We start from the raw sequence: 26,603 nt of genomic DNA on the forward strand, positions 1-26,603 counted from the left end.
CCTGCCCGGCGGCCTGCCCGGCGGCCTGCCCGGCGCCCTGCCCGGCGGCCTGCCCGGCGGCCTGCCCGGCGCCCTGCAGCCCCGAGAGTCGCCGATTCTGCCGAGAATCGCCGCTGGAACGGCGACGCTCGGCGCAAACGGCGACTCTCGGCGGCTTTCGGCGACCCGCGCCATCCCGCAGGATAGAAGGCATGGCCCACCGTCAACGAAAGCCCGCCGATTCTGACCCCGCCCGTGACCGGGCGGACAAGACGTGCGCCTCGTGTGGGCGGCGCATCGAGTGGCGCATGAAGTGGGCCGACAACTGGGAGTCGGTGAAGTACTGCTCGACCGCTTGCCGCGCACATGGGGTCACGGCGACCGACCTCAAGCTGGAAGAGGCTATCGCGACACTGCTCAGTGCGCGGGCGACGGATGCCACGATCTGCCCGTCCGAGGCGGCGAAAGTGGTCGGCGGTGACGGCTGGAACGACCTCACGGAGCCGGCCCGACGCGCCGCACGCCGCATGGTCGCCCGCGGTAACCTGCAGATCACGCAGGGCGGGGCCGTGGTCGATCCGTCGACGGCGAAGGGTCCGATCCGGTTGCGGCGGGTGCGGGCATAGACGCGGTGACCCGTGCGGGGCGAGCATAACTCCTGCAAATTCTGCCTGCCGATTTGTCCACCCGCGTAATCACGCGGATCGTGCGGGAAGTCTCACCGGATTGCAGGAGTTATGCGATGAGGGTCGGCAGCGGCAACTGACCTGTTCGCCGCGACTGAAGGTGAATTGTCCCGGTTGCCTGTGAGTCTCGGGACCGGTAGTGGCCACGCGCGGGTGCCGTGGCCCGAGACCCTTGCCCGCATTCTGGCCGCCGCCACCGCGCGGCCGTCGGTCGTGCTGCGGCGCGAGCGTGAGCAGGTGCTCAAACTGGCCGGGCGCCGCCGCACGGATTTCCCCCGGCTGCTGGTGCAGTCGGGGATTGCATAGGGCGAGCGGCGGTCGCCGCTCGTCACCTAACGGATTGGTTCACCCCGAGCCGATAATCGGCTCCGTGGTGCTCCTCGGGCAGACGGTCGCCGCGCCCGTGCAACTTGTTGCGTAGAGTGCCCTCGACGTACTCCTCCGGGTAGGCCCCGCGACGACGCAGCTCGGGAATCACGAACTCGACCACGTCTTCGAACGTTCCGGGTGTGATCGCGTAGGCGAGGTTGAACCCGTCAACATCGGTATCGGCGACCCACTCCTGCAGGTGATCGGCAACCTCTTCCGGTGAGCCGACGATGAACGGCCCCAGGCCGCCGATTGCGCCGAGCTTCGCGATGTCACGCACGGTCCACTCGGAGCCGTCATCATTCGCCGCCTGAAAATTTGCCACCGCCGACTGGATCGCGTTGCTCTTCACGTTGCCGATCGGCTCGTCGAGGTCATACCGCGAGAGATCGATGCCCATCCAGCCCGACATGAACACCAGGGCGCCTTCTTCGCTCGCGTAGGAGAGGTAGTCCTGATGTTTTGCGTGCGCCTTCTCGCTGGTCTCGTCGGTGATGATTGTCAGCAGCGTGTAGATCTTCGCGGAGTACCGGTCTCGACCGGCCTGCTCGAGCGCATCCCGGATCTTGCTCACGGTCGCGGTGAGGCCGGACTTGGTCGAAGCGGCCACGAAGATCGCCTCGGCGTTGCCGGCGGCGAAGGCGATACCGCGCCGCGATGCCCCGGCCTGATAGATCACCGGCGTGCGCTGCAACGACGGCTCGGACAGGTGGATCCCCGGCACGGTGAAGTTCTTGCCGTAATGCCCGATCTCATGCACCTTGCTCGGATCGGTGAACACCCCGGTCTCCCGGTCGCGGATGACGGCATCGTCTTCCCACGAGCCCTCCCACAACTTGTACAGCACCTCGAGATACTCGTCGGCGACGTCGTAGCGGTCGTCATGCTCCAACTGGTCTTCATGCCCCATGTTGCGGGCGGCGCTCGGCAGATAACCGGTGACGACGTTCCAGCCGACGCGACCCTTCGTCAAATGGTCGAGCGTCGACATCCTTCGTGCGAACGGGTACGGATGCTCGTACGCTGTACCCGCGGTCACGCCGAACCCGAGGTTCTCGGTCACCGCCGCCATGGCGGAGACGAGCAGAATCGGGTCGTTCACGGGAACCTGGGCCCCGTGCCGGATCGCTGCTTCGTTCGAACCGCCATAGACGTCGTACGTTCCGAGCACATCGGCGATGAAAATGCCATCGAAAGTGCCTCGCTCGAGCAGCCTGGCCAGGTCGGTCCAATAGGAGAGGTCCTTGTATCGCCAGGACTGGTCAAGCGGATGCCGCCACATTCCTGAGGACTGGTGCGCGACGCAGTTCATGTCAAAAGCGTTGAAGCGAATTTGTCTGGGCATGCCACCCATCCTGCGGCGCGGTCGTTGACGGCGCCACAGCACTCGCCATTTGGCGTAACACACGGGGAGCGACGGGCTGACTCTCGCAGATCCGCCCGGAGCGGCGCGGTTTGAATCCCTCGCCGCGCACGAGACCGCCACACTGCCGCCGACGCTGCTGGCCGCCTGGGTCGTGCGGGCCACCGGCACGACGACCATATTCGCGCTGCTGTTGACCATCGTCTTCTCGGTCGCCCTTGCATCGGCTCCAGCAGTTCGGGCGCCATTCTCAGCGTGCTCGGCTGGCGCTAAATGTTCAACCTCGTGCTCCCGATCGCCCTCAGCGCGCTCGTCGTGGGCGGCTTGGGGCTGAAGAACGTCACCACTTCGCGCAAGACGCCGATCGACGTGGTCTTGGTCATCCTCTCAGCGCCCGGCTTCGGCAAGCTCGTCTACGGCCTCAGCAACCTGAATGCGGAATCCGGCGGCATCGGCCCGGTTGCGGGCTGGCTGCCGACCGCTCCGGGCCCACCCGTCTGCTGATCACGGGCTCCAGCCGCGTTCCTGTGCGGCGCCGTGATCTCGCTGTTCGCGATCCCCGCGGCGTTCTTCATTCGCCGCCCGGCGGCCGCGGCGAACCAGGGCGAGTTGCCCGTCGGCTCTGCTGACGCGGCTCCCCCGCTGCGGCACGCCTGATCGAGGTGCGCGGCCTGCCGAATCTCGTGTCAATCCCCTGCTACCCATGACTTTTACAGAATACTGAGCGTTTGTTCAGAAACATGAGACAGAGTATAAGTTTCGTCTGCGCCGTCCCCCGAAAGCGCAGGCCCGATGCTCAGTGAGCCGGCGCGCGCACGCGTGCGAGCTTGCGTAACACGGAAGTCAAGCGCACATACATGCCCGAAACACCCGAAGAAATCCGCATCCGATTCGCTGCCCAAAATAAGCGAAGCAACAGCATTCCCAGCAGCAACAGCACCACCGGCCCCACCAAGATCAACCGCCCGTACCGCATCGCGCTCATCGCCGGCAGTGTGCTCGCCATCACCGGCCTCGCAGTCGGCGCCGGCTTCGCCGGTCAGTCCGCCTCCGCCACCCAGGACCGCGTCTCGGCCACAACCGCACTCGCCGACAGCACGGGCCTGCACCGTGAACAGCTCGGCGCCTACAGCGCGGTCGCCAAGGCGCACGGCGACAACTCGGCCTCCATCACCCTGAACGAGGCCAATCAGGTCATCGCCGCCACCCAGGACAAGGTGGATGCCTCCAGCCTCGCCGCGGTCGCCAGCTCGCTCGCCAGCTACGAGATCCTCCCTCTCGACGAGGTCACCTCGCTGACCGCCCAGACCAAGGCCGAGACCGCCGCCGTCACCGCGGCGTCGATCGAAGCCGACCGCGTCGCCGCCGAGGCTGCCTCCGAGGCTGCCGCCGCGGCCGCAGCCCAGGCCGCAGCCGAGGCAGAAGCGCAGGCCGCCGCGCAGGCCGCCGCCGAGTCCTCCCGTGCCCAGTCGCTGGCCTCCGGCAACACTCCTGCCGGAGCGCGCGCCACGGCTCAGGCCATGGCCGCGTCCCAGTACGGCTGGGGCGCCGACCAGTTCTCCTGCCTGAACCAGCTGTGGCAGAAGGAATCGGAGTGGAAGTACGACGCCGTGAACTCCAACGGCGGTGCCACCGGCATCCCGCAGGCGTTGCCCGGCAACAAGATGGCGACGGCCGGCAGCGACTGGGCCACCAACGCGACCACGCAGATCGCATGGGGCCTCGGCTACATCAAGGCCTCCTCCTACGGCACCCCGTGCGCCGCCTGGTCTCACTCGCAGGCCAACAACTGGTACTGATGCCCTGACTACCCGCAGCACCAAGGCCGGTCGTCCCCTCGTGAAGGGGCCGACCGGTTTTCTCGTTGCCGGGCTCTCAGCTGTCGGTTCGCATGCACCGAAGGGACCCGTGCTGCACTAGCCTTCGAAGGGCGGATGTTGTGGGGACAGCACGGCTCGGCGCGGTCGACGCCGCATCGAGGCTCCCGGCTCCGGCAGAAACAGGGAGCGGCAACATGCACGGGATCGCACCGGCCAGACATCCGTTACGTCGATTCGTGCAGGTCATCGCCGCGCTCGCGGTCTCGGCGGCGCTCGCGCTCGGGATGCCGGCCGTCGAAATGCCCCTGGCCGCGTCGGCAGACACCGGTGACTTCACATTCACCTCCTTCGAGGCCGACTACTACCTCTCCCGTGACGACGCCGGGCACTCCACCCTGCGCACGGTCGAGACGTTCGTGGCGCAGTTCCCGAACTTCGACCAGAACCGAGGCATGGTGCGCCTCCTCCCCAACGACTACAACGGGGTGCCGCTGAACACCACCGTCGAATCGGTCACCGACGCCACCGGAGCCCCCGTCTACTTCGAGACCTATGACCAGGGCTCCGTCACCGAGGTGCCGCTCGGCACCGATGAGTTCGTGCGCGGCCAGCAGACCTACACGATCACCTACACGCAGCAGAACGTGGTGCGCGCGTTCGCCGACACCGACGACGACGAGCTCTACTGGGACACCAACGGCACCGGGTTCGACCAGTCGTTCGGCTCCGTCACCGCGCGCGTGCACGTCGACCCGAGCGTCGCCGAGTTCCTCACCGGCGACACCGCCTGCTATTCCGGGGCCCAGGACGACGGCGCCCGGTGCGAGATCAGCCAGACGACGGATGCCGCAGTGCCCGGATGCACGGGCCAGCTGTTCACCTCGTCCGTGCAGGGTCTCGGTCCGCGGCAGAACCTGACCGTGGCCATCGGCTTTGCACCCGGCACCTTCGTGTCGGTGCCGGCCTCGGCCAGCTACAGTGCGAGCGATTCGGACAACGGCGGGGGAGAACCGGCGACCGGGCTGCTGTTCCTGGTGGCGGCTGTCGGCTTCCTCGGGGTCGTGCTCGCCTTCATCCGTCGCCGACTCGGCCAGCGCGACGCGCGCGGTCGAGGCACCATCATCGCCCAGTACAGCGTGCCGAAGGGTTACAACCTGCTGGAGGCGGGGGACCTTGCGAATCGGTCGAAGACGGCTATCGCCGCGCAGCTCGTGAGCCTGGCGGTGCGCGGCACGGTGCGCATCCTCGACTATCCGGTCAGCGCAGGCGGCGGCGACTACACGCTGCAGCTGCTGACCGTGGAAGGCGTGGACGCTCAGGAGCGAAAGCTGCTGGAGACGCTGTTCCCCCGCCTGACGATCGGAGCGACGCGGGAACTGGGGGTCGCCGACAGCACGCTCGCCGCCAAACTGAGCGCGTTCCTCCCCGCCGCGACAGCGTCGGTCATTCAGCGCGGCTGGCGGGCCAAGGTGGCCGGCCGCGGCGGCAGGTGGATCGCCATCGGAATGGCCGTCGTGCTGCTGCCGGCCCTGGCCGTCCTCGGTGCGGTGGCGCTGATCGACGGCTCCCCGAAGTTCGGCGAGGTGATGACGGTCGCCGTCATCGCAGCGCTGTTCCTCTACCTGGCCCTCTACCTCGCCCAGGGCACGGTGCAGCTCACCGATTCCGGGGCCGATCAGCGCGACTACCTCAAGGGACTGAAGGTCTATCTAGAGCTCGCCGAGGAGGAGCGTTTCCGCCTGCTGCAGGGCCCGGACGGCGCGCTGCGGGTCACGATGCCTGCCACGCCGGGTGTCGCATCGGGGGCGCTGCCGAGCCCGGTGACGGATGCCGCCGGAACACCCGACACCGTCGAACTGGTCAAGCTCTATGAGGAGCTGCTCCCCTTCGCGGTGCTCTGGCGTGTCGAACGGGACTGGGCGAAGGAGCTCGTCGTGCTCTACGAGCACGGGGCGCCGGCGCCGGGCTGGATCGTGTCGCAGGGAGGCTTCACCGCGAGCGGCTTCGGCGTCGCCATGAACGGTTGGGTCGCCTCGGTCCTCACCTCTGCCACGGTTCCCGTCAGCTCCAGCAGCGGCGGCGGATACTCCGGCGGCGGAGGAAGTTTCTCCGGCGGCTCCGGCGGCGGCGGGTTCTCCGGCGGTGGCGGTGGCGGAGGCGGTGGCGGCGGCCGTTGACGGCTGCCGGGTGTGCAGCCGTCACGCATCCGTGGCCCGTCGTGCCGGCGCGGGTGCCGCGCCGCTTCGCTGGTGGCATGCCATCCGCAGAGCGGCGCACCTCCCGCGCGTCGAGCAGAGTGGAACGGGAGAGGGGCGACGGATGCCCCGCGCCGCCTACGCGGCGTCGCTCGGCACGCGCAGGGTGAGGCTACCGGCATCCACCCAGGTCTTGAAGGCCACGGCGGTGCCGAACCCGTCGCCGTCGAGTTCGATCTCTTCCGGACGGTTGAGCCGCAGCACGAGCTTCGTGCCGGTGGCGTAGTTGAGCGCGTCGACATCATTGGTGCGCAGTTTGCGGCCCAATGCCGTTCGGCTGAGCACGCCGTTCTCCCACAGCACCTTCGACAGAATTTGCAGCCAGCCGCCGAAGCCCTCCGGCTTCAGTACGACCACGTCGAAGAGTCCGTCGTCGAGGGCGGCGTCGGGAATCAGCTCGATGCTGGCCGGAAGCGACCCGCAGTTGCCGACCATGATGGTGTGCGCGCGCATCGCCTGCTCGGGCTTCGCGTCGAGCCGGTACCGGAACCGTAGATCGCTGTCGTCCTTGCCGACGGCGATCATGGCTTTCACGTAGGCCAGCCAGCCGGCCTTCGCCTTGAGGTCGTCGTCGGTGTTCGCGAGCATCTTGGCATCGAGGCCGAGCCCGGCCATCACCAGGTAGGCGTGCCGGTCGACCGACCGGTCGGCCCGCTCGATGTCGATCAGGCACACGTCGATCACCTTGTTCTGGCCGGCGAACGCGGCTTGCAGGGCCAGCCCGGTGTCGGCGAGGGGCAGCTGCAGGTTGCGGGCGAGCAGGTTGCCGGTGCCCGACGGCAGCAGCGCCAGTGCGCACTCCGTGCCGTGCACGGCTTCCGCGACGGCGCGCACGGTGCCGTCGCCGCCGGCCACGATGATCATGGTGGCCCCGGCTTCGATCGCCTTCCGGGCCGGTCCCTGCCCCGGGTCCTCAGCTGACGTCTCGAACCACAGCGTCTCCGGCCAGCCGGCGGCCGATTGCTGGGCCTCGACGGCGTCCCGAAGAACGTCGACGTCAACCTTTATGGGGTTGTAGACGACCGCGGCGAGCCGGGGTGCGCTCACGTCATCGGTCAGGTCGTCGTGGTGCAGATCGGTGCTCGTCATGTGGGGTCCGTTCGATGGTGGAAGCTGGTGCCTTCCGTAAATGGGTTCTCACTCATCTAGACGGATGCCGCTGCCCATTTGTCACGCGACCCCGCAGTCGGGCGCCCCTTCCCAGGCGCAGACCCACTCCTTATGCTGGCACCACTTCGCTCGAAAATCACGTTCCTCTCGTTCGCTTCAGGGTGGGAAGACTCTCCTGAACCCCGGCCGAATCTGCTGGGACGCTTTCGGGGGTCCCGCGGCGCGGGTACTGTCACCAACGGTTCTGCGCAGCCGGCCACGCCAGAGCCGGTTGCTGCCGGGCCGATCGCTGCTGCACCGCTCGCTGCCGCACCGCTCTCCGCGGAGCCGGCTGACGGCATCCGGAACCGTCAATGAAACGAAAGGGTCAATTCAATGCCCCCCGCGACACAAACACAGAATGTCACCGATGCGCGCACCATGGCTCGGCGAACGGGCACCCTCCTCGGAGGGATGCCCTATTTGAGGTTCGGCACGGGCTCGCCGCTGGTGGCCATCCCGGGCCTCACCCAGAACTTTCAACCGACGGTCGGCGTCGAGCGCATGCTCGTGACCCGGATGCTGGCTCCGGTGGCGGCCCGGCACAGCGTGCTCAGGCTGACCCCGCGCCCGGGCCTCGACCCGAACGCCAGCATGGCCGACATCGCCCGGGACTACGCCGACGCTCTGCGCCTGGAGTTTCCGGGGCCCATCGACGTGATCGGCACGTCGACCGGCGGGAGCATCGCCCTGCAACTCGCCGCCGACCATCCCGATGTGGTGCAGCGTCTCGTCGTGGTCTGCGCGGCCTACACCCTGGGGCCAAACGGCAAGAAGGTGCAGCGTCGGGTCGCTGAAGAGGTTCTTGCCGGGCGCCCGCGGCAGGCCGGCCGGAAGATGTTCAGTGTCCTCAGCGACAAGCCCCCGAGTCGGCTGGCAGCCGGCATGGGCTGGATGCTCGGACCCCGCACGTTCGGCAAGGCCAGCCCCGACCTGATCACCACCATTCGCGCCGAAGACGCCTTCAACCTGCGCGACCGGCTCGGCGAGATCGAAGCGCCCACCCTGCTGATCGGTGGTGACCGGGACGGTTTCTACACGCCCGAGCTGTTCCGCGAGACGGTGGCGCGCATCCCCAACGCCCGCCTCATCCTCTTCCCCGGCAAGGGGCACATGGCCGCGATCTCAGACCCACGCCTCCTGCCGGACATCCTCGAGTTCCTCGACGGCTCCGACGCGGGCGGCCGCGCTACGGGTGCCCACTCCCCGAGTGCGCGCTCTGCGGGCACTCGTCCGTCGACGCTGTAGCCGTCGCCTCGCGGGGTCGTTGTTGACCCGGAAGGTCGGTGAGACGACAGCTGTCCCTGGCTTCGCCCGGGACGATTACGAGGTGGCGCTGCGGACCAGCTTCGAAGCACGGGGGTGGTGCTTCTGCCGTGCCCGGCACCAGCTCAGTTCAGTGGGAGCATGATCCGGGGCTGCCCTTTCGCCGGGTCGGGTTCGGTGTCGGGGCCGACCACGTATTCCTCCCCCATATCGGGGGAGGGAGTGAGCTTCTGCTCCGCGAGCCGAATGGTGAGCTCGGCATAGGTCTGGGTGAAGGCCGCCAGTCCGAGCTGGTCGGCTAGACGATTGCCCTAGGTGAGTGCCGGGATGATCGCGCCAGAGAACACCTGCCAGGCCAGCGCGGTCTTGGCGACCAGGCTCAGCGTGATGTAGGCGCGCTCGCCGCGGAGGTAGTCGCGCCAGCCGCCGACCTGACGGTACTGCAGCACCTGGTTGACGGCGAACGTGTTGAAGAACAGGAAGAGGGAAATGATGATGCCATAAACGAAGGCCGGCGGTGCGGCCTCGGTGTTCGAGCCGGGGGCGATGAAGTAGATCAGGATGACGACCCACGGCACCACGCCCACCATCGACCCGAAGATGAAGGGCAGGAACTTGCCGTTGCCGGGTGTCTCGTACTTCTCCTGCAGTGCCCCGAACATGATCATGGCGGCGTTGGCGGCGAAAATCGAGAACAGGGCCGCGATGTCGGTGATGCCGGTGATCTGGGCGATCAGCCAGATCATGATCGAGGAGCTCAGGGAATATTCGACCCAGCGGAAGTAGTTTCGGTTGGCTTTGAGCCCCGCCGCGTAGCGAGGGAAGAATTTCGGCGACGAGATCAGGAAATGGAAGAAGGCCGAGAGCGCCAGGAAGGAGACGACGCCGATGCCCACGTTGACGTCGAACAGGGTCACCCGCTCGGGCGGCAGCGGCACGCCGGGAGGACCCGACAGATAGTCGGCGGTGACGGCAAAGGTGACCTGGGTACTGAGCAGGGTGAGCACGTATGCGAAGCCCAGGGCCTGCACGAGGTGCAGTGAGCCGGCCACGATGTTGTAGACGCGGAGGCGGGAAATTTTCTGATCGGGGGTGTAGTTCTTGCGTGCCATCGGGACTCCTCCACAGGTCAGGTGAGGCCGAGACTAGCAGGGTCGCCGACTGCCGTTACCCAAGCGTCAGACCACGCCGAGCGGCAGGTGTTCCCCGGCCGGCAGCCGCACCCGAATCGGGTCCCCGGGAGCGACGCTTCCCCCGGTGACGACGATTCCCATGATCCCCGCCTTGCGGATCACCTGACCGGCATCATCCGTGTCGATCAGCGTCTTCATCAGCCCCTTCTGGTACCCGTTGATCAGTGAGCAGGGGTTGCGCATCCCGGTGATCTCCACGACCGCGTCGCTGCCGAGCCGCAGCCGGGCACCCCGCGGAAGGCCGGACAGATCCAGCCCGCGGGTCGTGATATTCTCGCCCAGCTCGCCGGGGGAGACCTCGAAGCCGGCCCCCCGCAGCTCGTCGAAGAGCTCGGCGGGCATGAAGTGCACCTGGGTGAGGTTCGCCCTGGTCGGATCCTTCACGATCAGGTAGCGGTGCTGCGTCGTGGCTCCGGCGTGAGCGTCGCCCTCCACCCCGAATCCCGCGATCAAACGGATGTCCGGGACCGTCGGCTTGCTGAACGCGTGCCGTTCGTCTCGGCTGACCGACTGCACCGTTGCCGTCACTGTGGCCGTCACCGTTGCCGCCACTGTGGCCGTCGCATCCTGCATCATGCCCCGAGTCTCGCATGAGGGCCGCCGAGAATTCACCCAGCCGTTATAGCATTTCGGCGTCGCAAACGTAGGCTAGGTGGGTGTTCAGCGAGTCGAGTCGAGTCGAAAAAGGTCAGTCGTGAAAGTCATCAGCTATAACCTCCGCAAGAATCGTGCCAGTGGTGAGCTCATCGCCTTGGCCGAGAACTACGATCCCGACGTCCTGTGTCTGCAGGAATGCGACACCCTCGAGCTCCCCGAGGAGATCGGTCTCCTGCACCTCGCCGACTCCACTGTGCGCAACCGACTCGGCCTGGCGATCTACTATCGCATGGACCGGTTCACCAACGAGCGCACCCAGACCTTCGCGCTCAAGAAGTCACTGCACGACCGCGTGCTGACCCCCGCGCATGAGCGCCTGATCGGCACCCGACTGACCGACCTCGTCGCCCACCGCGAAATCGTCGTCGCTTCGTTCCACGCCGCGCCGCTCACCGCGCTCAACTCCCTGCGGCGCAACCAGATCCGCACCGCGCACGAAGAACTGCACGTGCTCGGGCCGGGCCTGCCGACCCTGATGGTGGGCGACTACAACTACCCGATCTTCAAGGGGCGCCTCGGCGACCACATAACTCAGTCCGGCTACGACCTCACCCTGAGCGACACCCGAACGTACACGCGCTACAAGTTCTTCCGCGGGCATTTCGACCTGGCAACCTCCATCGGGCTGTCCATCGACAGTGTCGAGACGCTGCCCCTCGGCACCTCCGACCACCTGCCCATCCTGGTCACCTCCACCTACAGCGACGAGTCGGTGAACGCCACGAATGTGCCGGCCAGCCTCGCCGAGACGGAGCGCGCTCCGGGCGGCGAATTCGCGATCTAAGGGGCGGGGCCTCGACTACTGAGCGTCGAGGGCGGGGCCTCGTCTACTGGGTGTCGCCGCGCGTCCAGAGCAGGTGGGCACGCACCGACAGGGATGCGCCGATCAGGAGGGCCACGCCCGCCATCCAGAGCAGGACGGTGAGGAACGCGTTGGCCGTCACGGCGTTGAGAATGATCAGGGCCACCCCGAAGGCACTGAAACTGAACCCGGCGACGGCGCAGGTGGTGAAGGACCAGTTCTTCATGCGGGTGGTTCCAATCGGGTGGGGATTCGACAGCGTTTACGGTAGCAGGCCCGCGGGGCGCTTACCGTGCCTCGCCTGCCCAGGACGAGTGAGTCCGAATCGGTTGGTTGCATCGCTCCCGGATTGGCAGAGCTGACTGCACCGCGCGGACGCTGTTCAGCACGGGCGAGCGCCGGGTTCGGCGTCGAATTCGTTCGGGACGGATGGCTGGCCGACCTCGTGTCGCCGGAGGTCGCCTACAGAGTGGAAGCCGACCAACGTGGAGCAGCTCTGGATCCACGGCGGCATCCTCACTCGGTGTCGGAACTAGCCGTGGCCTGCCGCCGGCTCTCGGTGTGCCAGTTTCTCAGGTGATGCCGGCCCGCCGGCGCGACTCCGTGTGCTCGCCCATGCGCGCGTTCGACTCCCTGGTGAACTGCTTTCAGGCGTCGAGCTTGCCGGGCAGGATCGGCACGAACAGACTGATGCTGTTCAAAACTTGTCCCCTCTTCAGATTGTTTTTCCAGCGCATGTTTCTGTCCCGAGTCCCGACGGGCTCAATCACCGACCAGCAGAATCTTGCCCACGTGAACGGATGCCTCCAGCCGCCGGTGTGCCTCGGCGGCCTTCTCGAACGGGAAAATGCTGTCGATCACCGGGCGGAAGCGGCCGGATTCGAGCCAGGGCCAGACATCCGTCCTGAGGGCCTGCATGATGGCCGCCTTCTCCTCGAACGGGCGGGAGCGGAGGGTGGTACCCCAGTACCGGCCGCGCTTCTGCATCAGATGGAACGGATTGAAGTCGGCGTTCTCGCCGCTCTGGTTGGCGATCACCATGATCCGGCCGTCGACCGCCAGTGCCGCCACGTTGCGGGCCGCGTAGGAGCCACCGATGATGTCGAGGATCACGTCGGCGCCGCGCCCCTCTGTGGCGGCCTGGATTTCGGTGGGGAAATCCTGCTCGCGATAGTTGATCAGGATCTCCGCGCCCAGGCTGCGGCACACCGCCAGCTTCTCGGCTGAGCCGGCCGTCGCGGCCACCCGCGCGCCGGCGAGCACGCCCAGCTGGATCGCGGTGGTGCCGATGCCGCTGGCGCCGCCGTGCACGAGCAGCGTCTCCCCGGCGGCCAGCCCCGCACTCAGGAACACGTTCGACCACACGGTGGCCAGCGCCTCCGGCAGGCCCGCGGCCTCGACGAGGTCCACGGATTCGGGCACGGGCAGGGCCAGGTCCTCGTGCACCACGGCCTCGGTGGCGTAGCCGCCGCCGGCCAGCAGGGCGCACACCCGGTCGCCGACCGCGAACCGCTTTGCCTCGGCGCCGACTTCACTGACGACTCCGGACACCTCCAGCCCGGGCCACTGCGGCGCCCCGGCCGGCGACGGGTAGCTGCCCAGCCGCTGCGCGACATCCGCCCGGTTCACGCCCGCGGCGGCCACTCGAATCCGGATGTCCCGGGCCCCGATGGGCAGGTCGCTCACCGTCGTGAGGGTGAGGGCATCGGGGCCGCCGGGGGTGTCTACGATGATCGCGCGCATCGGGTCAGCCTACGCGCGTGCACTTTGCGACGGATCCACGACTGCGCGGTGGTTCGGTCTGTGGAACCCGGCCACGGAATCTACGATGGTAGACAGGGGCGTGGCTGTTGCATGCCTTGGGTCGTACGCACGTGATCCGCAATGACGCGGAGATTTTCTGATGGAGGCTTATTTCAATGACGTCTGAGTCCACCCGCACCGGGAAATCACCGGCAGGCAGCACACTCGACGCTTTCCTGGGCGACTACTACGAGCACCTGGCCGGGGAAGACCGGCAGAACTCCGATGTGGGAACCCTCCGCGAGCGGGCCGTCCACCATTGGCAGGTCGCCCAGAGCCGCACCCCCAGCACCCCGAACATCGAGATCCGGAACGAAGCCGGCCGCAGCATCGTCTACATCGTCACCGACGACATGCCTTTCCTGGTTGACTCGGTGACCGCCGAGCTGGTGCGCCAGCACTCGGCCATCCACCTCGAAGTGCACCCGCTCCTCGTCGTGACCCGCGACCGGAACACCAACGAGCTTCTCGGCGTCACCCGCGTGCACGGCGGCGACGGCGCTCGGCCCGGTGACGTCGACGAGACCGTCACCCAGGTCGAGTCGTGGATCGCGATCGAGATCGAAACCGCCAATGACGAGGCGCGGGCTGCTCTGGTCACCGGGCTGGCCACGGTCCTCGGCGACGTTCGCGCCGCCAACGAGGACTGGCAGGCCATGCGAACGAAGGCCGTGGAGATCGCCGACGCGCTCGGCGACGTCGCCCACGCCGAGGGCATCCAGGAGATCAAGCAGGCGCAGGAATTGCTGCGCTGGCTCGACCGCGACAACTTCACCTTCCTCGGCTACCGGGAGTACGACCTGGAGACCGTCGACGGAGAGGACGTGCTGAGCATCCGTGACCGCAGCGGCCTGGGGCTGCTGCGCTCCACCGAAGACGGGCACCAGATTCAGCACCTGACGGATGCCGGCCGGCTCAAGGCGCGCGAGCGCAGCGCCCTGGTGATCACCAAGGCGAACTCGCGTTCCAGCGTGCACCGCCCGGCGTACTTCGATTACATCGGGATCAAGAGTTTCGATGCGGACGGCAACGTGCGGGGGGAGCAGCGCTTCATCGGCCTGTTCGCCGCCACGGCGTATACGAGCTCGGTGCGGGACGTGCCGATCCTGCGCGAAAAGGTCGACGCTGTGATGGACCAGGCCGGGTTCCCGCCAGGGTCGCACAGCGGCAAGGAGCTGCTCGGCATCCTGGAAACCTACCCCCGCGACGAGCTGTTCCAGATCGACGTGCCCACCCTGTTCACCACCACGCTGGCCATCCAGCGTCTGCAGGAGCGGCGGCGCACCCGGCTTTTCCTCCGCCCGGATGTCTACGGCCGGTTCATGACCGCGCTGGTCTACTTCCCCCGCGACCGGTACACCACGGCCGTGCGGCTGCGGATCGAGAAGGAGCTGCGGGACACCTTCCACGCCGAGTCCGTCGACTTCGAGGCCCGGATGACCGAGTCCGCGCTGGCCCGGCTGTTCTTCCGCATCCGGTTGCAGAAGAACGACACGGTCGGCGTCGTCGACGCCATCGCGCTGGAGCACCGGCTGGTGATGGCGGTGCGGTCCTGGCCCGAGGGGATCGGCGAGAAACTGCGCGAGAGCCACCCGCTGGACGAGGCGGAGCGCCTCTCCGAACTCTGGTCGGAGGCGTTCCCCGCCAGCTACCGGGTGGATTACGAGCTCGAGGAGGCCGTGCAGGACATCGGGCGATTCGAGGCCGGCGCCGCGGCGGCGGCCGCCGGGACCGGGCCGATCCGGCCGGCGCTGAACGTGTATCTTCCGACCGGCACGGGCGCCGGTGACACGGTCATCGACGCCGACGACGGAAGCACCGCGGGACGCGGCGTCACGGCGGAGGATGCCCGGATCAAGCTCTACATGATGGAGCCCAAGAGCCTGAGCCAGATCCTGCCGTTCCTGCAGAACCTCGGCATCGAGGTGCTCGACGAGGTGCCCTTCGAGATCGAGACCGCCGACGGCCGCGCGTTCTACCTCTACGACCTGGGCTTGAGCTACCCCGAGGGCGTGGACCCGGTCGCGACCGGCGCACTCCTGGCCGACTCCTTCGGCGCCGCCGTCAGCGGGGCCATCGAATCGGACGGCCTCGACCGACTGGTGCTGCGGGAGGGCATGCCCTGGCACCGGGTCGTCATCCTGCGCAGCTACGCCAAGTACCTGCGCCAGGCTGGAAACACCAACTCCTACGGCTTCATCGCCGATACCCTGCTGGCCAATCCGGCCGTCACCCGAGGGCTGGTGGCGCTCTTCGAGGCCCGGTTCGATCCGGAATTGGCCGAGCCGGAGCGCATCCGTCGCAGCCTGCAGGTCAAGGATGAGCTGACGGCAGCCATGGAAGCGGTCACCACGCTCGACGCCGACCGGCTGCTGCGCACCCTGATCAACCTGATCGAGTCGTCGCTGCGCACGAACTTCTTCCAGGACAAGCCCTACCTGAGCATCAAGCTCGACCCGACCACGATCGAGCTGTTGCCGTTCCCGCGGCCGAAGTACGAGATCTGGGTGTACTCCCCGCGGGTGGAGGGCGTACACCTCCGCTTCGGCAAGGTGGCCCGCGGCGGGCTGCGCTGGTCGGACCGGCGGGAGGACTTCCGCACGGAGGTGCTCGGCCTGGTCAAGGCGCAGACGGTCAAGAACGCGGTGATCGTGCCGACCGGCGCCAAGGGCGGGTTCTTCGCCAAGCAGCTGCCCGATCCGGCGCTGGACCGCGCGGCCTGGATGGCCGAGGGCATCGGGAGCTACAAGACCTTCATCCGGGGGCTGCTCGACCTCACCGATAACCTGGTGACCACGGCGGAGGGGGAGCAGCTCGTGCCGCCCGCCCGGGTGGTGCGCCACGACGACGACGATTCCTACCTGGTCGTCGCGGCCGACAAGGGCACGGCCACCTTCTCCGACATCGCCAACGGCGTCGCCGCCGAATACGGTTTCTGGATGGGCGACGCGTTCGCCTCCGGCGGCTCGATCGGCTACGACCACAAGGCAATGGGCATCACCGCCCGCGGCGCATGGGAGTCGGTCAAGCGCCACTTCAGCGAACTGGGCCTCGACACGCAGGCCGAGGACTTCACGGTCGTCGGCGTGGGCGACATGTCCGGCGACGTCTTCGGCAACGGCATGCTGCTCTCGGAGCACATCCGTCTGCTGGCGGCCTTCGACCACCGGCACATTTTCCTGGACCCGAATCCGGATGCCGCGCGCTCCTTCCAGGAACGAGCGCGCCTCTTCGCCCTGCCGCGGTCGTCGTGGGCGGACTACGACACCAGCCTAATCAGTGCCGGCGGCGGGGTCTTCCCGCGCCAGGCCAAGGTGGTGACGATCTCCGCCGAGGTGCGCGCCGCACTCGGGCTGCCGGACGGGACGGTGCGGCTGAGCCCGCCGGAACTGCTCCGCGCCATCCTGACCGCCCCGGCCGACCTGCTCTATAACGGCGGCATCGGCACCTATGTGAAGGCCAGCAGCGAGACGGCCGCGCAGGTCGGCGACAAAGCGAACGACGCCATCCGGGTCGACGGCCGGGATCTGCGGGTCAAGGTCGTCGGCGAGGGCGGCAACCTCGGGATGACCCAGCTCGGGCGCATCGAGGCGGCCCTCACCGGCGTGATCCTGAACACCGACGCGATCGACAACTCCGCCGGGGTGGACTGCTCCGACCACGAGGTCAACATCAAGATCTTCGTCGACCGGATGGTGGCCGCCGGCAAGCTGGCCGAGTCGGAGCGGTCGGAGTTCCTCGCCTCCATGTCCGACGAGGTGGCGCGGCTGGTGCTGGAAGACAACGTCGACCAGAACATCCTGCTGCTCAACGACCGGGCGAAGGTGACCACCTGGAGCCCCAGCTACGAACGGCTGATGGACTGGCAGGAGGCCTCGGGCGACCTCAAGCGCGAGTTGGAGGCGCTGCCCACCACGGCGACGCTGCGGGAGCGCCTTGAAACGGGCCAGGGCCTGACCTCACCCGAGCTGTCCGTGCTGGCGGCCTACGCCAAGATCGATCTGGCGACCACGCTGCGGGACAGTGACCTGCCCGACGACCCCTGGTTCGGCCGAACCCTGCGCCGGTACTTTCCGGTGCAGCTGTCCGAGCGCTTCGACGCCGAGCTCGACACGCATCCGCTGCGCCGCGAGATCATCGCCACCGTCGTCGCGAACGACATGATCAACCTCGGCGGCGTGACCTTCGCGTTCCGGGCTATGGAGGAGACCTCGGCGAACCAGGCCACGGTCGCGAAAGCCTTCGTCGCGCTGCGGGAGATCTTCGAAATCGACGTGCTCGTGGCCGAGGTCAACGCCCTGCCGTCGTCGTTCCCGACCAAGCACTGGACGTCGATCCACCTGGACATCCGTCGCCTGCTCGACAGGGCCGTGCGCTGGCAGGTCAACCAGGGGGCGTCGCGACCGGTGGGCGAGGTGGTGGCCCAGTACAAACCGCAAATGGACCTGATGCGCGCCCACCTGGAGGATTACCTCAAGGGCGGCGACCTCAAACGCGTGCAGTCCCTGCTGGAGACCGCCCAGGAGTGGGGCGTACCGGAGAACCTCGGTCGCCGGTGGGCCGAACTCTTCGAGGCCTTCGCCCTGCTGGACGTGGCGCAGATCTCCGCCCAGGTCGATGAGCCTCTGGCCGACGTCGCCGGCGTCTACTACACGGTCTACGACCGGTTCCGGGTGGACAACCTGCTGGAGCGCATCACCGTGCTGCCGCGCAAGGACCGCTGGCAGGCCCTGGCCCGCGCCGCCCTCCGCGACGACCTGTACTCGACGGTCGCCGATATGACGCGGGCGGTGCTGAAGGAAACGCATGCCGGCCACGCCGACGCCCGACTGCTCGCCTGGGAGGCGCTCAACGCGGAACAGTTGGGACGGGCTCGCAGCGTGTTCGAGGAGGTCAACGCCCTCGGTCAGGACGACATGGCGTCCCTGTCCGTGGTTGTGCGGCTGCTGCGCTCGATCGTGCGCCGCTGACCTGCCGGCTGCGGACATCCGTCGCTGCGCGCTGCTCGCGCGCTGCTCGCGCACTGTTACTGCCTGCTGCCACCGGCCGTTTGGGGCTAACTCAGGAGAATGGCGAGCCTGATGAGTGTGGGCCGGCATCGGCCGCGGAATCACGAGGCGGGTGCCGGCCGGGCACGGGGATCTCCTGAATTAGCCACAGTGGATGGCCCGAACCGACGGATGCCTGAGCCCGGTCGGGGTCGCCCGCGGGCAGCCGGTGTCCCGAACCAGCCTTCGCTGCAGTGTGGCTGACTCAGGAGATCTGACAACGCAATGCCTCTTGGCCGCACATGTGCCGCGGAATCACGCGGTGGGCGTCGCCGGCGCGTGGGGATCTCCTGAGTTAGCCACAGTCCGTGCTGCCAAAAACGGATTCTGACCACATCGGCGGCGCCGCTCGACGGATTTCCGGGGCAGTCTTCCGGGGTCACGCTCTAGTGGCCGCGGGCGATCCATTCATCCAGGTGCCCGGCCTCGGCGCCGATTGTCGTCGACTCGCCATGGCCGGTGAGCACGACGGTGCTCGCCGGGAGCATCAGCAGCTTGCCTTTGATCGAGGCGAGGATCGTGGGGAAGTCGCTGAACGACCGGCCGGTCGCGCCGGGTCCGCCTTGGAACAAAGTGTCGCCGCTAAAGACCGTGCCGAGCGCGGGCGCATAGAAGCAGACGGCGCCGGGGGAGTGCCCCGGCGTGTGCAGCACCTCGAGTTCAATACCGGCCACCCGGATGCGCTGGCCGTTCTCGAGCGGACGGCTCGGCGGGGCATCCGGGTAGACCCGGTCCCACAGCATCATGTCGTCGGGGTGGAGGTAGGTCGGCGCGGTGTGCGCGGCCTGCACCCCGGCGACGGCACCGATGTGGTCGTCGTGCGCGTGCGTGCAGAGGATGCCCACCAGCTTGCGGTCGCCGACCGCGGCGAGGATGGCGTCGACGTCGTGGGCCGCGTCGACCACAACGCACTCGTCGTCGTCGCCGACGATCCAGACGTTGTTGTCCACGTCCCAGGTGCCGCCGTCGAGGCTGAAGCTGCCCGAGGTGACGAGGTGTTCGATCCGCGCCGTCATCAGAGCACGACCACGGAGCGCAGCACGTCGCCGCGGGCCATCTTCGCGAAGGCCTCCTCGATATGCCCGATTCCGATTCGTTCACTGACGAACCCGTCCAGCGGCAGGCGGCCCTGCAGGTAGAGGTCGGTGAGCATCGGGAAGTCGCGCTCCGGCAGGCAGTCGCCGTACCAGGACGACTTCAGAGCACCGCCCCGGCCGAACACGTCGAGCAGCGGGATCTCCAGCATCATCTCGGGGGTCGGCACGCCCACCAGCACGACGGTGCCAGCCAGGTCGCGGGCGTAGAACGCCTGCCGCCAGGTTTCGGGACGCCCTACGGCGTCGATCACGACATCCGCGCCGAACCCGCCGGTCAGTGCCTGCACGGCCGCGACCACGCCGTCCTCGTCGAGGCCGGCTGAGTCGATGGTGTGGGTGGCGCCCAGCGTCTGGGCGGTCGCGAGCTTCTTCGCGTCGCGGTCGATCGCGATGATGACGGATGCCCCGGCGAGCCGGGCCCCGACGACCGCCGCGTTGCCCACGCCGCCACATCCGATCACGGCGACCGAGTCGCCCCTGGTCACGTTGCCCGTGTTCATGGCGGCCCCGATGCCGGCCATGATGCCGCAGCCGAGCAGTCCGACGACCGCGGGGTCGGCGGCAGGGTTGACCCTGGTGCACTGTTTCTCGTGCACAAGAGTCTTTTCGGCGAAGGCGCCGATGCCGAGGGCGGGGCTGAGCTCGGTGCCGTCGGTGAGGGTCATTTTCTGGGTGGCGTTGAAGGTGTTGAAACAGTACCAGGGCTCGGCGCGCTTGCAGGCGCGGCAGTCGCCGCAGACGGCGCGCCAGTTCAGCACGACGAAGTCGCCCACGGCGACGTGGGTGACACCCTCGCCGACGACGCTGACCCGGCCGGCGGCCTCGTGGCCGAGCAGGAATGGGAACTCGTCGTTGATGCCGCCCTCACGGTAGTGCACGTCGGTGTGGCAGACGCCGCAGGTCTCGATGTCGACGACGACCTCACCGGGTGCAGGGTCGGGGATGACGATGTCGACAAGCTCCACCGGCGCGCCCTTCGATCGAGCGATGACGCCTTTAACGGTGATCGACATGGGACTCCTCTGGGTTGGTGCCCGGACAGGCGGTGGTGGAACCCAACCACACTACCCAACCTCCTGCCCTGCCCTATCCAACCAATTCGACGGAGATTTTGTCAGAGAGAACCCGTTTCGGCCCGAAACAGGCTCGTAGAGGCAAAATCTCCGTCGAATTCGTTAGGGGTTCAGGGTGCGGATGCCGCGCGCGGAGCCACGTGACCGGCCGAGAGCGCGACCGGCCGAGAACGCGACCGGCCGAGGCGCGACCGGTTACGCGAACTCCTGGCAGTGGTCGCACCACCAGCCGCCGCCGACCGGCGCCATCGGGTCGTAGCAGAGAGCGCAGGTCGGTGTGGGGAGCACGTTATCGTCGTTCATTCGGAGTTCAGTTTCGATTCTGAAAACGAGTTCCCCAGCCCAGAGAAAGGCATTCGCGAGTTTTGAGTGTAGGCAGACCGCGACCCGGATGTCTAGGACAATTGACAATTCTGACTACGAACTTTCAAGTACGACAACGGATGCGCTCGGCGCGGCAGCACTCGCTCCGGCACCGGATCGGTGGGTTGACACCCCCGCTCGGGGCACATTGCGTCGGCCGGGTTGCGGACCCGGTCTGCGTTCAGGCAAGCACGCACCACTATCGGCCGGCTGGCGATGGTGCCGACGTGCGCCGCGACAGCCGTGAGCTTCGTGGTCCTGCTGTCAATGTCGGTGTCGTTTCTCAACGGGGGGGGCTCAGCCTGGTCTTCGCCGGGCTCCTGGCCCGGGCGATCGCCCGCCGGGGCGACCTGCGCGTGGACTACCGGGTCCTCGGCGCCGCGGCCTTCAGGGGGCTCGGCGCGGTGTGGGCGCTCGTGCTGTCGTCGTCCGCGGCTCTGCTGCAGGCCACGGCCGCCTCCCTGCCGCCGGAGCTGCTCAAGGTCAGCGGCGTGCTCGACTTCGGTGCCACGATCTTCACCTGGCAGTCGCTCGTGCTGCGCGCGGTGATGATGGCGCTCACCGTGAGCGTCACGCACCTGTCGGCGCCCCGCGGCGTCGCCATCCGCCTCGCGTCGACATCCGCCTCGTTTCGGGACTCGAGGTGAGCCTCGACGACCAGCCCGAAACTCCTGCTCTATCGTGTACATCCCACGGCAATCTTCGATTTCGACGTGCGGCCCTCCGCCGCCGGGCCGCAGCGGATCGGGCGCCCCGCTTTCGTTCTGGTCAGGGCGTGTATCTGGTCAGCGCGAGGGTTCCAGCCGCACCAGCACCGCCTTGGAGACGGGGGTGTTGCTGCCCTCAGCGGTGGAATCCAAGGGCACCAGCACGTTGGCCTCGGGGAAGTAGGCGGCGGCGCAGCCGCGGGCGCTCGGGTAGGCGACGAGCCGGAACCGCCGCAGCACCCGGTCGACGTTGTCGCTGAACTCGCTGTGCACATCGACGAGCATGCCGCTGATCAAACCCAGCTCCGCGACATCCTCCGGGTTGACGAAGATGACCTGGCGGCCGTTCTTGATGCCCCGGTAGCGGTCGTTGGGGCTGTAGATCGTGGTGTTGAACTGGTCGTGCGAGCGCAGCGTCTGCAGGAGCAGACGCCCCGGCGGCCGTTCGAGGGGCTCGAGTTCGTTGACCGTAAGCAGGGCCTTGCCGCTGGGGGTCGGGAACGTGCGCAGGTCGCGCGGCGCATGGGGGAGGGAGAAACCTTCCTGCTGGCGGATGCGCTGGTTGAAGTCGGCGAAGCCCGGAATGACGTGCGAGATGTGGTCACGGATGCTGTCGTAGTCGCTCTCGAAACCGGCCCAGTCGATCGAGGCGGTGCCGTCGAGGGCGGCCCGGGCGAGGCGCGACACGATGGCCACCTCGGAGAGCAGCTGATCCGACACCGGTGGGAGCAGGCCGGTGGACGAGTGCACCGCGGAGACCGTGTCCTCAACCGACACGAACTGCGCGCCGGTGGCCTGCAGGTCGATCTCGGTGCGGCCCAGGGTCGGCAGGATGAGCGCCTGGTCGCCGACCACAGCGTGGGACCGGTTCAGTTTGGTGGAGATCTGCACGCTCAGCACCGTCTTCTGGATTGCGGCCTCGGCGACGACGGTGTCGGAGATCGCGCCGACCAGGTTGCCGCCCAGGGCGATCCAGACCGTGACCAGGCCGTCGCGCATGGCGCGAATGGAGTCGACGCTGTCCAGGCCGTCCACGCGGGGCGGGTCGAACCCGAATTCTCGTTCCAGGGCGTCCAGGAACGCCGGTGGCATCTTCTCCCAGATGCCCATGGTGCGGTCGCCCTGCACATTGCTGTGCCCGCGGATCGGGGACGCCCCCGCGCCGGGCTTGCCGATGTTGCCGCGCAGCAGGAGCAGATTGATGATCTCCCGGATTGTCGGAACGGCCTTCTTGTGCTGGGTGATGCCCATCGCCCAGGTGATGATGACCCGGTCCGCCCGCAGATACCGGTCGGCCAGCTCGTCGATCTCGGCCGCGCGCAACCCCGTGGCCGCCAGGACCGCACCGTCATCCTGGTGGGCGAGGTGTTCGCGCAACTCCTCCAGCCCGACACAGTTCTCGCGCAGGAACGCATGGTCGAGCACGGTTCCGGGCCGGGCGGCCTCGGCGTCGAGCACCCGTCGCGAGAGGGCCTGCATGAGGGCCATGTCGCCGCCGAGCCGGATCTGCAGGTACTGGTCGGCCATCACGGTTCCGGCCCCGACGACGCCCCGCACCTTCTGCGGGTTCTTGTAGCGCATCAGCCCGGCCTCCAAGAGCGGGTTGATGGCGACGATGGCGGCGCCCGCCTCCTTCGCCTCTTCCAGCGCCGTGAGCATCCGCGGATGGTTGCTGCCCGGGTTCTGCCCCATGATGATGATCAGGTCCGCACGGGCGAAGTCGGCGTAGGTGACGGTGCTTTTGCCGATCCCGACGGTCTCCGCCATCGCGTGGCTGGTCGACTCGTGGCACATGTTCGAGCAGTCCGGCAGGTTGTTCGTGCCGAGCGCGCGCACGAACAGCTGGTAGAGGAAGGCCGCCTCGTTGGAGGTGCGACCGCTCGTATAGAACGTCGCCTGGTCGGGCGAGTCCAGTCCGCGGAGGGTGTCCCCGATCAGCTTGAACGCGTCGTCCCAGGTGATCGGCCGGTAGTGCTCGGACCCGGCCGGCTTGTGCACCGGCTGCACGAGGCGGCCTTGCATGCCGAGCCAGTACTCCGACTTCGTGAGCAGCTCTCTGATCGGGTTCTCGGCCCAGAATTCGGCCGGGATCGTGATCGGCGTTGCCTCCCAGGTCACCGCCTTGGCGCCGTTCTCGCAGAACTCGAACGTCTTGCGCCGATCGGGATCCGGCCAGGCGCAGCTCATGCAGTCGAAGCCGTCCCGCTGGTTCATCGCAGTCAGTGCCTTCAGGCTGCGGGGCACACCCATCTGCCGGAAGGCCGGCCCCATTGCATGGGTGACGCCTGGCACCCCCGCCGCCCATTCCCTGGGCTTGCCGACCTCGATCTTGTCCTCGTCGATATCGTCAACGCTGCTCATACGTCGGTAGTAGCACCCTTCGCCGGGAGCGACAAGGCATGTGCGACTCACCCTCAGGCCGAAATGGGCCGAACGGATCCCGCCATCGGTCACCACGAGGTCAGAAATGACCGTACCGTTGATATGTGGTCTTCAAGCATCGGACTTGAAGAGTGTGGGGGCCACGCACACGAAAGGTTTTTCTAGCTTGAGCGACGAATGCATCCATGGACTCGAGGGCGGCCTCTGCGCCAGCTGCTTCCCGAAGGCCGCTCCCGAAATCGTTCCCGGCGTGGCCACCCGCGCCAGCCGGAGCAAGTCGACGGGCCGCGCACCGTCGCTTCGCAGTTCGCCGTCACCGCGCACCGTCACCCTGGGCGGACCCAATCCCACCCTGAGCGCGAAGACCGCTACCGCGAAGCCGGCCACCGCCAAGGCCGCCAGCACCGTGAAGCCCGTCAGGAGCACGAAATCCTCCCACGACAACGTCGGTGAGCAGCGGATCTACCACGTCACCCACATCCGCAACCTCGCCGGCATCCTGAACAGCGGGCGCCTGCTTGCCGACGCGAGCGACGCCTGGACCGCCCGGCCGGTCGTCGACCTGTCGTCGGCACCTCAGCGCGCGGCTCGGCGTGCCGCGCTCGTCGCCGGAGACGACAGCGCGAGCGTCGCCTGCTACGTGCCGTTCTTCCTCTCGCCCAATGCGCGCCTGTGGGACAGCCTCCTCACCGAATCCAACGACCCGCGCCTGTCGTCGGAGGCGCACCGCTCCCCGACGTACGACTTCGTCATTCTGGTCAGCACGGTCAAGAAGCTCCTCGACGCCCAGGCCGGCGCCGAGGAAACCGTCGCAGCGAGCGTCGCGGTGACCAACGGGGATGCCGCGGGGGCCCTGACCAGGTTCGGCTCTGCTCCCGAGACTGCCGACCGCATGCTGCGTTCGCTGCGCGCCGATCAGGAATCACAGAAGATCCGGGAGGCGGAACTGCTCGTCACCGAGTCGTTCCCGTTCGAGTTGGTCACGCTCGTCGGCGTCGCCAACGACAAGGTGCGCGACGCGGTGCGCAGCATTTTCGCCGCCGAGGCGCACAAGCCCAAGGTCGTCGTGTACCCGCCGTGGTTCCACGCCGTGGAGGAAACCGCAGCGCCCTAGCCGGTCAGACGTCCGGAGCGCCCTCTCGCCACGTGCCCGGCCTGCCCTGTCCGGCGTCGAACCAATTCGACGGAGATTCTCGTGAAAAACAGCTTTTTCGGAGTTTTCGGGGCCGATTCCGGCAAAATCTCCGTCGAATTCGTTCGGGACGGAGGTGCTCCCGGGCCTCGGACTCGTCAGACACGGCGGGTGGCGTGTGCCTGCCTGGCTCTGCCCTAGTCTCGGGGAATGGGTAGACGACAGGGCCGCTCGCGCGTGCCGATCGGTGTTCTCGTTCTCGGAGTACTCGGCTTCGCCTGGGTCCAGCAGTCAGAATTCCTGGCGACCGAGTTCGAGAGCATGCTGAGCTCGGTGAGCCAAGGCTCCGGCCAGAGCTCCGGCGAGAGCACCGGCCCGGTGGCGACCGCCGCGGACGGCACCGTCGAGACAGCGGTCGGCGGCATCCCCGCACGACCGAGCGGAGCCGTCCCGATGACCGTGGAGCATGTGCATGATGGCGACACGCTCTTTCTGCGAACGGACCAGCCGAACGCCCTGGTGGCGACGACGGATGCCGTCAAGGTACGACTGCTCGGAATCGATACGCCGGAGGTGGGGGACAGCGCCGAATGCTTCGGCGATCAGGCTGCGGAGCAGTTGCGGGCACTCCTCCCCGATGGCAGCCGCACCTGGGTCACCGCCGACCAGGACCCGACTGACCGATACGGCCGTAGCCTGTTCTATCTCTGGACCGGGGACGGGCGATTCGTCAACTACGAGCTCGTCGCCGGCGGCGCCGCCGAGTCGCTGATGATCCCGCCGAACGACGCGCACTACCCGCTGCTGCGTACGGCCGAGGACGCCGCAACGACGGCAGGGGCGGGCCAGTGGGGCGCCTGCTGATGCGGCGGAGCCGTCCCACCGATATCCCCGCGTCGTCCGCCGCCAGTCGTCCGCCGCCAGTCGTCCTCAGCGCTTCGCCCGGCGCGGCAGGACCAGCCAGACCGCCACGATGACCAGTAGTACCGCGGCCCCGGCCACCTGACCGGCCGTTCGGCCCAGCACCACGTCGAAGACCAGCAGGGTGGTGCCGGCGAGGATCACGGCGACACCGACCAGTGTGGCCCGCACGAGCACGTCGGCGACCCGCACGATCTGCTTCATCGCATGCTTCCCGAAGAGCAGCCGGTGAAGGCTGACCGGCCCGAGCGCCAGAACGGTGGTGGTGGTGGCCGTGCCGACAAGAATCAGATACACGGTCAGTTGGTACAGGTCGAGTTCGGTGAACCGCGGTTGGAAGGCGAGGGCGAGCAGAAAACCACCCACGATCTGGGTGCCCGTCTGGGTGACTCTGAGCTCCTGCAACAGCGAGAGCCAATTGCGGTCGAGGCGCTGGACATCCGTTTCGTTGCGGCGGGGCGCGGATGCCGGCTCCGTCGCCGTGGGTTCCGGTGGTCCTGACAGGCTCATGCCCCGATCGTAATGCGCTTTGCGGAAA

Annotated in this window: 22 protein-coding genes; 12 read left to right on the top strand and 10 right to left on the bottom strand. The window is 67.7% G+C overall.

Features of this window, described 5'->3' with window-relative positions:
• The 3 genes from CXY82_RS17820 to CXY82_RS16970 all read left to right on the top strand — a co-directional run.
• Positions 1–226, top strand: a 226-nt coding sequence (locus CXY82_RS17820) for a hypothetical protein (RefSeq protein ID WP_233199184.1), incomplete at its 5' end; no start/stop codon positions are given.
• On the top strand, positions 192–605 hold the full coding sequence (locus CXY82_RS03135) for a DUF2256 and DUF3253 domain-containing protein (protein WP_104169641.1): 414 nt from the start codon (positions 192–194) through the stop codon (positions 603–605). The genes CXY82_RS17820 and CXY82_RS03135, both read left to right, overlap by 35 nt.
• 174 nt (positions 606–779) lie before the next feature.
• Positions 780–971 (top strand): hypothetical protein, encoded by a 192-nt coding sequence (locus CXY82_RS16970; protein WP_146069038.1) that lies wholly within the window; start codon positions 780–782, stop codon positions 969–971.
• Positions 972–993: 22 nt separating this feature from the next.
• Here CXY82_RS16970 and CXY82_RS03140 read toward each other — a convergent pair whose 3' ends face one another.
• Positions 994–2,379 (bottom strand): LLM class flavin-dependent oxidoreductase, encoded by a 1,386-nt coding sequence (locus CXY82_RS03140; RefSeq protein WP_104169642.1) that lies wholly within the window; start codon positions 2,377–2,379, stop codon positions 994–996.
• A 291-nt stretch (positions 2,380–2,670) separates the two neighbouring features.
• On the opposite strand from CXY82_RS03140, the gene CXY82_RS03145 reads away from it, so the two are divergent.
• From CXY82_RS03145 to CXY82_RS17515, 3 genes are all read left to right on the top strand, one after another.
• Positions 2,671–2,901 carry a hypothetical protein gene (locus CXY82_RS03145; RefSeq protein ID WP_104169643.1) on the top strand — a complete coding sequence of 77 codons (231 nt, stop codon included), beginning with the start codon at positions 2,671–2,673 and terminating at the stop codon, positions 2,899–2,901.
• Positions 2,902–3,254: 353 nt separating this feature from the next.
• Entirely contained in the window at positions 3,255–4,196 is a 942-nt protein-coding gene (locus CXY82_RS03150; RefSeq protein WP_233199186.1) for a hypothetical protein, read from the top strand.
• Positions 4,197–4,411: 215 nt separating this feature from the next.
• On the top strand, positions 4,412–6,394 hold the full coding sequence (locus CXY82_RS17515; RefSeq protein WP_199180867.1) for a DUF2207 domain-containing protein: 1,983 nt from the start codon (positions 4,412–4,414) through the stop codon (positions 6,392–6,394).
• 156 nt (positions 6,395–6,550) lie between these two features.
• Here CXY82_RS17515 and CXY82_RS03160 read toward each other — a convergent pair whose 3' ends face one another.
• Positions 6,551–7,561: a diacylglycerol kinase family protein gene (locus tag CXY82_RS03160; protein WP_104169645.1), complete on the bottom strand. Its 1,011-nt coding sequence runs from the start codon at positions 7,559–7,561 to the stop codon at positions 6,551–6,553.
• Between the two features lie 441 nt (positions 7,562–8,002).
• Here CXY82_RS03160 and CXY82_RS03165 point away from each other — a divergent pair, with 441 nt between their 5' ends.
• Positions 8,003–8,869, top strand: a complete 867-nt coding sequence (locus tag CXY82_RS03165) for an alpha/beta fold hydrolase (RefSeq protein WP_158252117.1) — start codon at positions 8,003–8,005, stop codon at positions 8,867–8,869.
• 329 nt (positions 8,870–9,198) lie between these two features.
• Here the strand turns inward: CXY82_RS03165 and heR are convergent, their stop codons facing one another.
• Both heR and CXY82_RS03180 read right to left on the bottom strand, forming a co-directional pair.
• Positions 9,199–9,999 carry a heliorhodopsin HeR gene (heR, locus tag CXY82_RS03175; protein WP_104169648.1) on the bottom strand — a complete coding sequence of 267 codons (801 nt, stop codon included), beginning with the start codon at positions 9,997–9,999 and terminating at the stop codon, positions 9,199–9,201.
• A gap of 66 nt (positions 10,000–10,065) precedes the next feature.
• Entirely contained in the window at positions 10,066–10,656 is a 591-nt protein-coding gene (locus CXY82_RS03180) for an MOSC domain-containing protein (RefSeq protein WP_233193960.1), read from the bottom strand.
• A gap of 118 nt (positions 10,657–10,774) precedes the next feature.
• Here CXY82_RS03180 and CXY82_RS03185 point away from each other — a divergent pair, with 118 nt between their 5' ends.
• Complete coding sequence (locus tag CXY82_RS03185) at positions 10,775–11,521, top strand: endonuclease/exonuclease/phosphatase family protein (protein ID WP_104169649.1); 747 nt, start codon at positions 10,775–10,777, stop codon at positions 11,519–11,521.
• A 43-nt stretch (positions 11,522–11,564) separates the two neighbouring features.
• Here CXY82_RS03185 and CXY82_RS03190 read toward each other — a convergent pair whose 3' ends face one another.
• Both CXY82_RS03190 and CXY82_RS03195 read right to left on the bottom strand, forming a co-directional pair.
• Positions 11,565–11,765, bottom strand: a complete 201-nt coding sequence (locus CXY82_RS03190) for a hypothetical protein (protein ID WP_104169650.1) — start codon at positions 11,763–11,765, stop codon at positions 11,565–11,567.
• 536 nt (positions 11,766–12,301) lie between these two features.
• The gene (locus CXY82_RS03195; RefSeq protein WP_104169651.1) at positions 12,302–13,282 is read right to left on the bottom strand and encodes an NAD(P)H-quinone oxidoreductase; all 981 of its coding nucleotides are present in this window, start codon (positions 13,280–13,282) and stop codon (positions 12,302–12,304) included.
• A gap of 176 nt (positions 13,283–13,458) precedes the next feature.
• On the opposite strand from CXY82_RS03195, the gene CXY82_RS03200 reads away from it, so the two are divergent.
• A complete protein-coding gene (locus tag CXY82_RS03200; RefSeq protein ID WP_104169652.1) occupies positions 13,459–18,312 on the top strand; it encodes an NAD-glutamate dehydrogenase in 4,854 nt (1,617 codons plus the stop codon).
• 464 nt (positions 18,313–18,776) lie between these two features.
• Here CXY82_RS03200 and CXY82_RS03205 read toward each other — a convergent pair whose 3' ends face one another.
• On the bottom strand, positions 18,777–19,406 hold the full coding sequence (locus CXY82_RS03205) for an MBL fold metallo-hydrolase (RefSeq protein ID WP_104169653.1): 630 nt from the start codon (positions 19,404–19,406) through the stop codon (positions 18,777–18,779).
• Positions 19,406–20,500 (bottom strand): S-(hydroxymethyl)mycothiol dehydrogenase, encoded by a 1,095-nt coding sequence (locus tag CXY82_RS03210; RefSeq protein ID WP_104169654.1) that lies wholly within the window; start codon positions 20,498–20,500, stop codon positions 19,406–19,408. Before CXY82_RS03210 ends, CXY82_RS03205 begins: the two co-directional genes overlap by 1 nt.
• 650 nt (positions 20,501–21,150) lie before the next feature.
• Between CXY82_RS03210 and CXY82_RS03215 the strand changes: the two genes are divergently transcribed.
• Positions 21,151–21,570, top strand: coding sequence for a hypothetical protein (locus CXY82_RS03215; protein ID WP_199180868.1), 420 nt, complete (start codon positions 21,151–21,153; stop codon positions 21,568–21,570).
• 138 nt (positions 21,571–21,708) lie between these two features.
• Here CXY82_RS03215 and CXY82_RS03220 read toward each other — a convergent pair whose 3' ends face one another.
• Positions 21,709–23,991 carry an FdhF/YdeP family oxidoreductase gene (locus CXY82_RS03220; protein WP_104169655.1) on the bottom strand — a complete coding sequence of 761 codons (2,283 nt, stop codon included), beginning with the start codon at positions 23,989–23,991 and terminating at the stop codon, positions 21,709–21,711.
• Positions 23,992–24,178: 187 nt separating this feature from the next.
• Here CXY82_RS03220 and CXY82_RS03225 point away from each other — a divergent pair, with 187 nt between their 5' ends.
• Both CXY82_RS03225 and CXY82_RS03230 read left to right on the top strand, forming a co-directional pair.
• Positions 24,179–25,126 carry a DarT ssDNA thymidine ADP-ribosyltransferase family protein gene (locus CXY82_RS03225; RefSeq protein WP_158252118.1) on the top strand — a complete coding sequence of 316 codons (948 nt, stop codon included), beginning with the start codon at positions 24,179–24,181 and terminating at the stop codon, positions 25,124–25,126.
• Positions 25,127–25,354: 228 nt separating this feature from the next.
• A complete protein-coding gene (locus tag CXY82_RS03230) occupies positions 25,355–26,008 on the top strand; it encodes a thermonuclease family protein (RefSeq protein ID WP_104169657.1) in 654 nt (217 codons plus the stop codon).
• Between the two features lie 66 nt (positions 26,009–26,074).
• Here CXY82_RS03230 and CXY82_RS03235 read toward each other — a convergent pair whose 3' ends face one another.
• A complete protein-coding gene (locus CXY82_RS03235) occupies positions 26,075–26,575 on the bottom strand; it encodes a DUF6328 family protein (RefSeq protein WP_104169658.1) in 501 nt (166 codons plus the stop codon).
• Positions 26,576–26,603 lie beyond the last annotated feature (28 nt).

The sequence above is a fragment of the Cryobacterium sp. M23 genome (genome assembly GCF_002929655.1).
GTDB classification, from domain to species: domain Bacteria; phylum Actinomycetota; class Actinomycetes; order Actinomycetales; family Microbacteriaceae; genus Cryobacterium; species Cryobacterium sandaracinum.

What these genes read in the sequence shown, in the direction of transcription:
- CXY82_RS03135 (WP_104169641.1), top strand. Translation starts at nt 192, where the DNA reads ATGGCCCACCGTCAACGAAAGCCCGCCGATTCTGACCCCGCCCGTGAC.
- CXY82_RS03140 (WP_104169642.1), bottom strand. Translation starts at nt 2,379, where the DNA reads ATGCCCAGACAAATTCGCTTCAACGCTTTTGACATGAACTGCGTCGCG.
- CXY82_RS03145 (WP_104169643.1), top strand. Translation starts at nt 2,671, where the DNA reads ATGTTCAACCTCGTGCTCCCGATCGCCCTCAGCGCGCTCGTCGTGGGC.
- CXY82_RS03150 (WP_233199186.1), top strand. Translation starts at nt 3,255, where the DNA reads ATGCCCGAAACACCCGAAGAAATCCGCATCCGATTCGCTGCCCAAAAT.
- CXY82_RS17515 (WP_199180867.1), top strand. Translation starts at nt 4,412, where the DNA reads ATGCACGGGATCGCACCGGCCAGACATCCGTTACGTCGATTCGTGCAG.
- CXY82_RS03160 (WP_104169645.1), bottom strand. Translation starts at nt 7,561, where the DNA reads ATGACGAGCACCGATCTGCACCACGACGACCTGACCGATGACGTGAGC.
- CXY82_RS03165 (WP_158252117.1), top strand. Translation starts at nt 8,003, where the DNA reads ATGGCTCGGCGAACGGGCACCCTCCTCGGAGGGATGCCCTATTTGAGG.
- heR (WP_104169648.1), bottom strand. Translation starts at nt 9,999, where the DNA reads ATGGCACGCAAGAACTACACCCCCGATCAGAAAATTTCCCGCCTCCGC.
- CXY82_RS03180 (WP_233193960.1), bottom strand. Translation starts at nt 10,656, where the DNA reads ATGATGCAGGATGCGACGGCCACAGTGGCGGCAACGGTGACGGCCACA.
- CXY82_RS03190 (WP_104169650.1), bottom strand. Translation starts at nt 11,765, where the DNA reads ATGAAGAACTGGTCCTTCACCACCTGCGCCGTCGCCGGGTTCAGTTTC.
- CXY82_RS03195 (WP_104169651.1), bottom strand. Translation starts at nt 13,282, where the DNA reads ATGCGCGCGATCATCGTAGACACCCCCGGCGGCCCCGATGCCCTCACC.
- CXY82_RS03200 (WP_104169652.1), top strand. Translation starts at nt 13,459, where the DNA reads ATGACGTCTGAGTCCACCCGCACCGGGAAATCACCGGCAGGCAGCACA.
- CXY82_RS03205 (WP_104169653.1), bottom strand. Translation starts at nt 19,406, where the DNA reads ATGACGGCGCGGATCGAACACCTCGTCACCTCGGGCAGCTTCAGCCTC.
- CXY82_RS03210 (WP_104169654.1), bottom strand. Translation starts at nt 20,500, where the DNA reads ATGTCGATCACCGTTAAAGGCGTCATCGCTCGATCGAAGGGCGCGCCG.
- CXY82_RS03220 (WP_104169655.1), bottom strand. Translation starts at nt 23,991, where the DNA reads ATGAGCAGCGTTGACGATATCGACGAGGACAAGATCGAGGTCGGCAAG.
- CXY82_RS03230 (WP_104169657.1), top strand. Translation starts at nt 25,355, where the DNA reads ATGGGTAGACGACAGGGCCGCTCGCGCGTGCCGATCGGTGTTCTCGTT.
- CXY82_RS03235 (WP_104169658.1), bottom strand. Translation starts at nt 26,575, where the DNA reads ATGAGCCTGTCAGGACCACCGGAACCCACGGCGACGGAGCCGGCATCC.